This window comes from Shimia sp. R10_1, assembly GCF_017744095.1.
Taxonomy (GTDB): Bacteria; Pseudomonadota; Alphaproteobacteria; order Rhodobacterales; family Rhodobacteraceae; genus Shimia.
On record NZ_JAGHQX010000010.1, the window covers coordinates 87,477 to 98,244 of the forward strand.

Genomic DNA, 10,768 nt, shown 5'->3' on the forward strand with positions numbered 1-10,768 from the left:
CCCTCAGGGATTGATCAAAATTGCCCGGAAATCATTGACGTTGGTCAGCGTTGGTCCGGGCACGACCTGCGCGTCTAGTTTGGCAAAAAAGCTGTGCGCATCGTTTATTGCCAAAGCCTCGGCCACATCCACGCCGCGCGCCGCAGCCTCCGCAAGCGTTTCGGGCGAGATCACCGCCCCAGCCACTTCCGCCGCGCCGTCCACACCATCGGTGTCACATGCCAGCGCGTGAATGCCCTCCGCCCCGTTGAGCGCCTCTGCCAGTGCCAGCGCATATTCCGCGTTTGGTCCCCCCACGCCGTCACCGCGCCGTGTCACTGTAAGTTCTCCGCCAGACAACAGAAGCAAAGGCCCCTTTGCCGTCGCGGCACGCTCTTTTGCCAAGGCCGCATGCGTCGCAGCAACCTCGCGCGCCTCGCCCTCCAACGCATCGCCCAAAATCTCCACCGTGCATCCCGCATCTTCTGCAACAGCCTTTGCCGCAAGCAGTGACTGCATCGGGGAGGCAAAGAGCACATTTTCGGTGGTCGACAGCCGCGCATCATCCGGCGTGACTACGCCGCCATGCGCACGCGCAGCGGCCTCAACATGCGCAGGCAGTGATACGCCAAAGGGTGCCACCGCGACCGATGCGGCCTCCAGATCGGAAGGCTCGCCAACCGTTGGGCCAGAGCCAATCATGCCCGGATCATCCCCCGGCACGTCCGAAATCAGGAAAGCCACCACTTTGGCAGGATAGGCCGCTGCCGCCAACTGCCCGCCTTTGGCCTGACACAGGTGTTTGCGCAGGGCATTCATCGCCGAAATCGGCGCGCCCGACGCCAGCAAATCAGCGTTCACCTGCTGCAACTCGTCCAAGGTCACGCCAGGCACAGGCGCGGTCAACAAAGAGGACGCCCCACCGGAAATCAGGCAGATCACCGTGTCCTCTGCGCCAAGTCCCCCTATCAAATCCAGCATGTCCAGCGTGGCCGCCTCGCCCGCCGCATCCGGCACAGGGTGCGCGGCAGAGGCAATCCGAATACCGGCGCAAGGCCGCTCATAACCATAGCGCGTGATCACCAGACCCTCGCATGGCCCCCAGGCCGCTTCCAGCGCCTCCGCCATGCGCGCGCTTGCTTTGCCAGCGCCCACAACAATCACGCGTCCCGCCGGTTTCTCTGGCAAGGCTGCAGGCAGCGCCGCCATTGGGTCCGCAACGGCAACGGCTTTGGCAAACAACGATCTCAGGAAGTCACTTGGGGTCTCAATCACTTAGCTTTCTCCACTGGAGGCCCGCACCTTCAAAGACACGGGCAGGCGCACATCCGGCGCAGGCGCCGGGCCTTGGGTGAGCCACCCCAGCAAGGTATCGCTGATATGGGTGGCAAATTCAGGAATGCGGCAGCTCACCGAACTCAACGGGGGCGCACTATGTGCACATTCTTCGATGTCATCGACGCCAACAACCCTTAATTCGGACCCAATGGCCCGCCCTTGCGCCGCTGATGCCGCAACCAGCCCGAGCGCAACCAAGTCGTTGAAACAGACAACCCCATCCACATCTGGATATTGGCTTGCCAAAACCTGCGCCTGTTCGCGCCCAAACTGCCGCGTTGATGCGCCTGCCAGCACAACAGGCTCTTGCCCGCGCTCAGCCATCACCTTCAGGTGCCCAGACGCACGCTCCTGCGTCACAGGCCGCCCTTCAAGCCCACCCACAAAAGCGATTTTGCGCGCGCCTTGTGCCAACAAATGCTCAGTCGCAAGCCGACCGCCTTCGGCATAATCCGGCGCCGCAAAAGGAAACAGATCAAGCCTGTCATCCACCCGGCGGAACACCTGTATCGCAGGCAGACCAGCGCGTGCAATTGGCTCGAGCGCCTGCCCGCTGTCATCATATGCCGGACAGATCACAATGGCAGACACACCGTGCTCAATCAGCGCTTTGATCATTTTCTGCTGCTGTGCCGGGTCCTCTTCGGTATTGGCCACCACCGCCGCATAATCCTGTTGGCTGAGGCTGCGTTGCAGGGATGCGGCAAGCTCTGAAAAAAACGGGTTGCGCAGATCATTGATGACCAGCCCAATCAACCCCGTAGACCCAGAGCGCAGTTTGGCCGCCGCACGGTTATAGACATAACCGATCTCAGCCATCACTTTCTGCACATGGTCACGCGTTTCCGCTTTTACCAAAGCGCTGCCCTGCAACACGAGGCTGACGGTGGATTTAGACACCCCAGCCTCGCGGGCCACATCTTTGATTGTTGGTCTGCGTTCCATGGCCGCTACGTGTCAGATACCATGCAGGGAAAGCAAGGCTTTCATACGTGTTTCTGCCAGCTCTGGTTGGGTCAGCAAACCAGCTGTGTCTGCCAAACGAAACACCTCTGCATAGTGGGTTATGTCGCGGCTCGCCTGAAACCCGCCCGGCATAATGAAATGGCGCTGCGCGCCGTTCAACCATGCCAGATAGGCGATGCCCGCCTTATAAAACCGGGTGGGTGCGCGGAAAATCTCGCGTGACAGCGGCACAGTGGGCGCAAGCAGGGCGTGATAGCGTGCTGTGTCACCCAGCGCCAAGGCTTCCAGCGCCTGACTTGCCGCCGGTGCGATGGCGGCAAAGATGCCCAGCAACGCATGAGAATGGTGACTGCCATCCCCCTCAATCAGCGGCGCGTAATTGAAATCATCCCCGGTATAAAGCCGCACCCCGTCGGGCAAACGCGCGCGGAACGCCTCTTCATGGGCCTGATCGAGCAGAGAGATTTTAATGCCATCGACCTGCCCCGGATTCTCGCCAATCAGCTCAAGTACAAAATCGCTCGCCTCTTGAACGCTCTTACAGCTCCAATATCCCGCCAGCGCCGGGTCAAACATATCGCCCAACCAATGCAAGATCACCGGTTGCGCGGCCCCGTCAATCAACCGACGATACACCGTGCGATAGACCTCTTTGTCCGCCCCAATCGCAGGCAGCGCGCGTGTCGCCATCAGGATCAACTGCCCACCCGCTGCTTCAATCACCTCGGCCTGATGCTCATAGGCTGCGATGATCGCATCGGCAGAGGTCAGCTCAGACAGCGCGCAATGATCGGTCCCGGCGCCACAGGCCACGCGGGGATTTTGCGGATGCGCCTTGGCCGCAACCATGGTGCGCTCAATCAGCTCCCGCGCTGTGGCCCAATCCACGCCCATGCCGCGCTGCGCCGTATCCATCGCCTCCGCGAGACCAAGCCCCTGATCCCAAAGGCCCTGACGAAACGCCAGAGTCGTGTCCCAATCCACCGCCGGGCGACCTGTCCAGGGATCTCGCTCAGCAAGTGGATCAGACACCACATGCGCTGCGGCAAATGCCGTGCGGGTCAGGTCGACTCGCGGTGCGCGCGGCACAAGCGGTGTGCCTTGCAGACGATAGTCCTCGATACGCCCGTCCTGTGTCGGCAGCTTCAGCATGAAATCACTCCTCCGACCATCGGCTCAGGCTTCCACATCCAAAACCAGGACACCATCGAGCCCGCCTTCAGCATGCGCCACGATCTCCGCGCCCCAACGCTTGTGCTCTGCATCCTCCGAATAAGCGGCAAGGGCGTCAAAACTCTCAAAATCAATGGTGAAGCCGTGCATATAGCCGCGCTCAATCTTCTCCGGGCTTGTTGACCGCCCACCATGAAACCCAGATGCCCCTGCGAGCCGCCCTGTGACGCTGGCCAAACCGGCATAGATTTCTGCGATGGTCTCCTCAGACACATCTGCGCGAAACCGGGTGAGAACGATATGTTTGATCATTTTGTAAGCCCTTGATCTTCTTTGATCATGTCGGCGGCCTTTTCGCCGATCATGATGGATGGTGCATTGGTGTTTGATGAATTGACGGTTGGCATGATGGAGGCATCCGCCACGCGCAGCCCTTCAAGCCCGTTAAATCGTAAGCGAATGTCGACCACCGCCGCGTCATCCGGCCCCATGCGGCAGGTCCCTGCACAATGGTGGCTGGTTTTGGAATGCTGGCAGATGAAGTCAAACGCCTCCTGCTCAGTGCGCACGTTCGGCCCCGGCAAACGCTCTGCCAGTATGTAGGGCTTGAGTGCGTCCTGCGCGAGAATGTCCCGCACCAGTTGCAACCCTCGAAGCGACATTTCCCGGTCATAGGGATCGGCCAGATAGTTTGGGTCAATCAATGGCGCTTTGCTCGGATCTGCGCTTTGCAGCCTGACTGAACCGCGCGAGCGGGGTCGTAAGAAGCATGCGTTCAAGGTCACGCCGCCATTGGGCATCGCCGCCACGCCCGCCTCAATCCCTGTGCCAAGGCCAAGATGCATCTGAATGTCTGGTGACCGCGCGCCTTCATCTGCATACCAAAAACCGCCGGTTTCAAAGAGACTGCTCGCCACAGGCCCTTTGCGCGCAAACAGATACTGCAGCCCAGCGATGGCCGACATATGCAGCTTGGCAAAGCGATCATAGGTGTGCGGCCCGCTGACCTCACAAATCGCGTAGAGATCCAGATGGTCCTGCAGGTTGGCCCCCACATTTGGCTGATCCAGCATCACCTCAATGCCCAAGGCTGAGAGGTCGTCCGCTGGCCCAATACCAGAAAGCTGAAGCAGGCGTGGGGATCCAATCGCGCCAGAGGACAGCACAACCTCGCGCGCTGCATGCAGCTTGGTGCCGTCCATCAGTTCCACACCGGTCACGCGCCCGCTCTCAACTGTCAGACGGCGCACCTGAGCACCCGTCTGAACCGTCAAATTAGCGCGATTGCGATTGGGTGCCAGAAACGCCATCGCCGCCGAAGAGCGCCGCGCATTGCGCTGGGTCAGCTGATAGTATCCAACCCCATCCTGCGTCTCGCCATTCATGTCACCAGCTGCAGGAATGCCAAGTTCTCCCCCTGCCGCGATAAACGCATCACAGATCGGCAATGGGGCGGCGGGCTGGCTCACACCCAGCGGCCCGCCCTGTCCGTGAAATTGGTTGTTGTGCGTGTCGTTATCCTCGGACTTGCGGAAATAAGGCAGCACATCTTCATAGCCCCAGCCTTCACAACCCATTTGGCGCCAATCGTCATAATCCTGCGCCGCGCCGCGGGTGTAAATCTGCGCATTGATCGCAGAGCCGCCGCCGATCACCTTGGCTTGCGTGTAAGGAAACACCTTATTTTTCATGTGCTTCTGCGGCACAGTTGTCCAGCCCCAGCTGCCAATGCCTTTGGTCATCTTGGCAAAGCCGGCTGGCAGATGGAAAAACGGATGCCGATCCGTGCCCCCTGCCTCAAGCAGCAAGACAGACACATCCGCCACTTCGCTCAGCCGCGCCGCAATCACCGACCCGGCAGAGCCACCGCCAACAACGATGAAATCAAAATCCGTCTTCATCTCTATTCCTCACAGCCGCGCAATCGACAGGCCGCCATCCACGGCAATCACCGATCCGCTACAATAGGCCATCTGTCCCAACGCCAGCGGCACCACCGCTTGCCCAATATCGCCGGGCTGTCCCCATCGCGCAGCCGGGATCAACCCATCCGCAATCCGCGCGTCGTATTTGCCCTTCACAGCCGCTGTCATATCCGTCGCAATCACGCCCGGACGCAGCTCAAAAACACCGATGTTTTCGATGGCCAGTCGCGCAGCAAAGAGCTTTGCCACCATCGACGCCCCGGCCTTGGAGACGCAGTACTCCCCGCGTTCTGGCGAAGCCATTTCGGCACTCACTGAAGTCACAAAACTGATGGATCGATAACTCGCCCCGTCCATCGTCACCATGCGCCGCGCCGCTTCTTGCGCCAGAAAGAAGGCTCCGCGCAGGTTGATGTTCTGGACAAAATCCCAGTTCTCAGGTTTCAGATGGAGCAGGTCACCGCGCACGGGCGCGCCCACCCCTGCGTTGTTCACAAATGTTGTGACCGGCCCCAGCGCCGCCTCCACCTGATCAAATAGGGCCGGGATCGCAGCAAGATCGCTCACATCGTGGTGGATATAGAGCGCCGCGCCGCCAAGCGCTGCCAGACCCGCTGCAACCTCTGGCGCGCCCGCCTCTGGCAAGGAGGCAATGGCAATCTGAAAGCCCGCCTCCTGAAGCGCCTTGGCAATGCCCAACCCGATGCCTTGCTGCCCGCCCGTGATCAGAGCCACACCTGCTTCCATCAGGGGGCAATCCGCATCTCTGTGTCCGGGTCGAAGGCCACGGCCTTCTCCATATTGACCGCAAAGGTGAACTGCTGCCCCGCCGCCACAGGCACGTCAGAGCGCATGCGCGAAATCACATCGCGCCCGCCAAGCTGCATCGACACAAAGGTGTCAGAGCCCGCCGGTTCGGTCACATCGATGCGGTTGGACAGCTCAGCAATGTTGCTGGATTTGCGATCGGCGCTGTCAGGGTCCGTGATGGTTTCTGGCCGAATGCCGAGCAAGATCTCCCGCCCCTCATAGGTCGCCAGATTGTCCTGACTGAAAGGCAGCACCGCCTGCCCCCCATCTGACAGCGCAACTTCTGCAGCCGGGCGACCACCCTGCATCACCACCTTTGCCGGAAGAACATTCATCGCGGGCGACCCCATGAAGGTTGCCACAAAGATATTGGCGGGGTTGTCATAGATCTCTTGCGGCGTACCGAGTTGCTGAACATAGCCGCCATTCATCACCGCAATCCTTGTCGACAGCGTCAGCGCCTCGATCTGATCGTGGGTCACATAGACAATCGTCGTGCCAAGCTTCTGGTGCAGCTTCTTGATTTCCGTACGCATATCCACGCGCAATTTTGCGTCAAGATTGGAAAGCGGCTCATCAAACAGGAACACATCCGGGTCCCGAACTAGCGCACGCCCCATGGCAACCCGCTGCCGCTGACCACCGGAAAGCGCCCCCGGCTTGCGATCAAGCAACTGCTCTATCTGCAAGAGCTTGGCCACATCGTGCATCGCCTTTTCTCGCTCAGGCTTTGGCACACCGTGCATTTCCAGACCGAAGGTGATGTTCTGTCCCACAGTCATATTTGGATAGAGCGCATAGCTCTGAAACACCATCGCGATATTGCGATTGGACGGATGCACCCCGTTCATCACCCGGTCTTTGATGCGGATCTCTCCGCCGGTGATGTCCTCCAATCCTGCAATCATATTGAGCAATGTGGATTTGCCGCAGCCTGAAGGGCCAACCAGCACAAGGAATTCGCCCTCTTCCACCGAGATGTCCACATTATGCAGCACTTCGACCGCGCCATACGATTTGGTTGCCTTATCAATGTCGAGAAAGCCCATAACGTCTTATCCTTTAACTGAGCCCGCCATCAGGCCACGCACGAAGTACCGTCCGGCCACGATGTAAACGAAGAGAGTGGGCATCGCCGCCAGGATCGCCCCGGCAAAATGCACGTTGTATTCTTTGACACCCGTGCTCGATTGCACGAGGTTGTTGAGCGCCACGGTCATCGGCTGACTGCTGGCATCCGCAAAAGAGGCTCCAAACAGGAAGTCATTCCAGATGTTGGTGAACTGCCAGATCACGCTCACCACCGCGATGGGTCCAGAGCTTGGCAACAGAATGCGCCAGAAGATCTGAAAGAACCCTGCCCCATCAATCTGCGCCGCACGGATCAGCTCGGTTGGGAACACCGCGTAATAATTGCGGAAGTAAAGCGTGGTGAAACCGATGCCAAAAACGATGTGGACAAAGGACAGACCATAGGTCGATCCAGCAAGCCCCATCAGCCCCAGCATCCGCGCCATTGGGATCAGAACGATCTGAAACGGAATGAAACAGGCAAAGAGCATCAGGCCAAAGAGGATCGTGTCCCCTTTGAAGCGCCATTTGGTCAGCACATAGCCATTGAGCGCGCCAAGCACGGTGGAAATTGTCACCGCAGGCACGACCATTTTGATGGAATTCCAGAAGTATGGCTTCAGGCCCGTAGGCTCCACACCAATCTGCGCGCTCGCCCAGGCCTGCTTCCACGGCTCAAGCGTGAAGGCATCAGGCAGGCTCATCATGCCGCCGCCAGTGATCTCATCCAGCGGTTTCACCGAGTTCACCAGCATCACGTAAAGCGGCAGCAGGTAGAACAGCGCAAACAGGATCAGCACCACGTAAATCAGCGTGCGCGTGAAACGCCCCGTGCGGATCGCTGTGTCTTGGGTCGCAACAGACATCACCGTTTCTCCCGCAGTTCAGAGTAGAGATAGGGGATCATGATCGAGGCAATCGCCATCAGCATGATGGTGGCGGATGCCGCACCAATCCCCATTTGGTTGCGCGTAAACGTATAGGAATACATGAAGGTCGCAGGCAGCTCAGTGGCCCGCCCCGGTCCACCACCTGTCAGCGCAATCACCAGATCGAAGGTCTTGATCGCAAGGTGGCTCAGGATCACAAAGGCTGACAGAAACGCAGGCCGCAGCTGCGGGATGATGATCCGGCGATAGAGGTTCCAATTGCTCGCACCGTCCATCTGCGCGGCTTTCAGGATCTCATTGTCGATCCCGCGCAAGCCCGCCAGAAACATCGCCATCACAAATCCAGAGGTTTGCCAGACAGCGGCCAAAACCACGGTGTAAATCGCGAAGTCCCGGTTCTTGATCCAGTCAAACTTGAAGCTTTCCCAGCCCCAGGTGTGCATGACATTCTCAAGCCCAATCCCCGGATCAAGGAACCACTTCCAGGCGGTCCCCGTCACGATAAAGCTCAACGCCATCGGATAAAGGTAGAGCGGCCGCAACAGGCCCTCGCCCCGAATCTTCTGATCCAGAAAGATCGCCAACCCAAGGCCAATTGCCGTGCAAAGCGTGATGTACAGCAGGGCAAATATGCCCATGTTTGTCAGCGAAATCTCCCAATGGCTCAGGCGCCAGAGCTTGGAGTAGTTCTCCCAGCCAACCCAGCCATACGACGGCAACAGGCGACTGTCCGTAAAAGAAAGATAGACGGAAAACAGAATGAACCCATAGACAAACACAAGGATCACCGCCAGCGAGGGTGACAGCACCAATTTGGGAATCCAATTCTGTAGACGGGTTTTGAAATCCGCCTCAGCAGTCTGCGCCATGACGCGACCTCCATTGGGAAAGAAAAAGTCTGAGAAAGACGGCGGGGCCTGAATTGGCAGCCCCGCCAGGGGAGGTAACCCTATGGATTACTTCGCGATATCCACCGCATCCACCAGCTCTTGCACGGCAGTTTCACTGTCGTACTCGCCGTTGAAATGCGCTGTCACCACGTCATAAACCGCGTTTTTGACAGAGGCCGGGGCCGCGTGACCATGCGCCATGGAGCCAAACAGATTGCCGCTGCTGGCTGCCGCCGCGAGGTCTTTCATGCCCTGCTTGCCGCAAGCGTCAAAATCCGCATCAGACACATCCGTACGCGCTGGCACAGAACCCTTCACCACGTTGAACGCAGACTGGAAGCTGGGCGACAGGATCGCACTCGCAAGTGCCGCCTGCTCGGTGGAGACGTCACCACCCTGATCAAACATCATGAACTGGTCAGCGTTAAAGGTCACCTGCTCCGCCGTGCCCGGGAAACGGAAGCACAGGAAGTCTTCGCCTGGCACTTTGCCTGCGTTCAGGAATTCGCCCTTCGCCCAGTCTCCCATCATCTGGAAGCCTGCCTCGCCGTTGATCACCATCGCGGTTGCGAGGTTCCAGTCACGACCGGAGAAGTTGTCATCCACGTTGTCGCGGATGAAAGCCATGCGATCAAACGCAGTCTTCATGGCGTCGCTGCCCAGCGTCTCGCTGTCCAGATCAATGAAGGCCGCTTTGTAGCCATCCGGGCCCAATGCGCCCATCGCAACCGCGTCAAACACGGTGGCATCCTGCCAGGCTTGTCCGCCATGCGCGATTGGTGTGACACCCGCCGCTTTCAGAGCTTCCACAGCAGAGACAAACTCATCCCATGTGGTCGGCTGAGCGATGCCATTGGCATCAAGCACAGCTTTGTTCGCCCAGACCCAGTTGGTGGAATGCACGTTCACAGGTGCGGAAACCCATTTGCCATCCGCTTTTGCAAATGCCTTCAGGGCGTCAGGAACAACCTCGTCCCAGCCTTCTTTGGCAGCCACATCATTCAGGTTTGCCAGCGCGCCCTGATTGGCCCAGTCCAGAATATCAAAGCCCAGCGCTTGTACGGCGGTTGGCGGATTGCCTGCGGTCACACGGGCGCGCAGCACGGTCATCGCCTGCTCACCACCGCCACCCGCAACAGGCATGTCCTGCCAGCCAACACTCTGGCCTTCCAGATCCTGTTTCAGAACGTTCAGCGCCGCCGCTTCGCCACCAGAGGTCCACCAGTGCAGCACCTCAACGTCTGCAGCCTGCACCATGCTGGTGCTGGCCAGCAATGCGCCCACAACAGCAGCCTTAGTTTTTGTAAAAATTCGCATGTTATCCTCCCAATCTGCGAAGTTTCTTTCGTTATTCCTCGTTTGTGTCGGTCACCCAACGCGCCCGGGTATTCCCGATCCGCATCACAACCGATTTCACCTCCAAAAATTCCTCAAAGCCATAGCGCCCGATTTCTCTGCCCTGGCCGGATTGCTTTGCCCCGCCAAAGGCGACCTCAGGAAAGCCATCCATCCACGTGTTGGTCCAAACCGTACCGGCTTCGGCGCGGCGGCTAAATTCCAGACAGTTATGGACACTGTCGCTCCATACGCCCGCAGACAGCCCGTAATCCGTGCTATTGGCCAATGTGACCGCCTCCTCCAGCGAGTCAAATGTCATCACCGACAACACTGGACCAAAAATTTCGTCTTGTGCAGCCCCCATGTGAGCGCTCACATCAATTAAAAC

General features: G+C 58.9%; 11 protein-coding genes. All 11 read right to left on the minus strand.

What is annotated here, in order from left to right; translation table 11 throughout:
* Positions 1 to 3 precede the first annotated feature (3 nt).
* Entirely contained in the window at positions 4 to 1,251 is a 1,248-nt protein-coding gene (locus J7413_RS17685; RefSeq protein ID WP_348538775.1) for a glycerate kinase, read from the minus strand.
* A 3-nt stretch (positions 1,252 to 1,254) separates the two neighbouring features.
* Positions 1,255 to 2,262 (minus strand): LacI family DNA-binding transcriptional regulator, encoded by a 1,008-nt coding sequence (locus J7413_RS17690; protein ID WP_209100646.1) that lies wholly within the window; start codon positions 2,260 to 2,262, stop codon positions 1,255 to 1,257.
* Between the two features lie 12 nt (positions 2,263 to 2,274).
* Complete coding sequence (locus J7413_RS17695) at positions 2,275 to 3,435, minus strand: dihydrodipicolinate synthase family protein (protein WP_209100648.1); 1,161 nt, start codon at positions 3,433 to 3,435, stop codon at positions 2,275 to 2,277.
* Positions 3,436 to 3,459: 24 nt separating this feature from the next.
* Positions 3,460 to 3,768 carry a Dabb family protein gene (locus tag J7413_RS17700; protein WP_209100651.1) on the minus strand — a complete coding sequence of 103 codons (309 nt, stop codon included), beginning with the start codon at positions 3,766 to 3,768 and terminating at the stop codon, positions 3,460 to 3,462.
* Complete coding sequence (locus J7413_RS17705; protein ID WP_209100653.1) at positions 3,765 to 5,357, minus strand: GMC family oxidoreductase N-terminal domain-containing protein; 1,593 nt, start codon at positions 5,355 to 5,357, stop codon at positions 3,765 to 3,767. The genes J7413_RS17700 and J7413_RS17705 overlap by 4 nt, the downstream gene beginning before the upstream one ends.
* A gap of 9 nt (positions 5,358 to 5,366) precedes the next feature.
* Positions 5,367 to 6,116 (minus strand): 3-ketoacyl-ACP reductase, encoded by a 750-nt coding sequence (locus J7413_RS17710; RefSeq protein WP_348538774.1) that lies wholly within the window; start codon positions 6,114 to 6,116, stop codon positions 5,367 to 5,369.
* An 11-nt stretch (positions 6,117 to 6,127) separates the two neighbouring features.
* Positions 6,128 to 7,240 (minus strand): sn-glycerol-3-phosphate ABC transporter ATP-binding protein UgpC, encoded by a 1,113-nt coding sequence (gene ugpC / locus J7413_RS17715; RefSeq protein ID WP_209100657.1) that lies wholly within the window; start codon positions 7,238 to 7,240, stop codon positions 6,128 to 6,130.
* A 6-nt stretch (positions 7,241 to 7,246) separates the two neighbouring features.
* Positions 7,247 to 8,128 carry a carbohydrate ABC transporter permease gene (locus tag J7413_RS17720; protein ID WP_209100659.1) on the minus strand — a complete coding sequence of 294 codons (882 nt, stop codon included), beginning with the start codon at positions 8,126 to 8,128 and terminating at the stop codon, positions 7,247 to 7,249.
* Complete coding sequence (locus J7413_RS17725; protein WP_209061973.1) at positions 8,128 to 9,021, minus strand: sugar ABC transporter permease; 894 nt, start codon at positions 9,019 to 9,021, stop codon at positions 8,128 to 8,130. The genes J7413_RS17720 and J7413_RS17725 overlap by 1 nt, the downstream gene beginning before the upstream one ends.
* An 87-nt stretch (positions 9,022 to 9,108) precedes the next feature.
* Positions 9,109 to 10,359 carry an ABC transporter substrate-binding protein gene (locus J7413_RS17730; protein ID WP_209100660.1) on the minus strand — a complete coding sequence of 417 codons (1,251 nt, stop codon included), beginning with the start codon at positions 10,357 to 10,359 and terminating at the stop codon, positions 9,109 to 9,111.
* Positions 10,360 to 10,390: 31 nt separating this feature from the next.
* Positions 10,391 to 10,768: aldehyde dehydrogenase family protein (locus J7413_RS17735; RefSeq protein WP_209100662.1), on the minus strand; the 378-nt coding region annotated here is incomplete at its 5' end.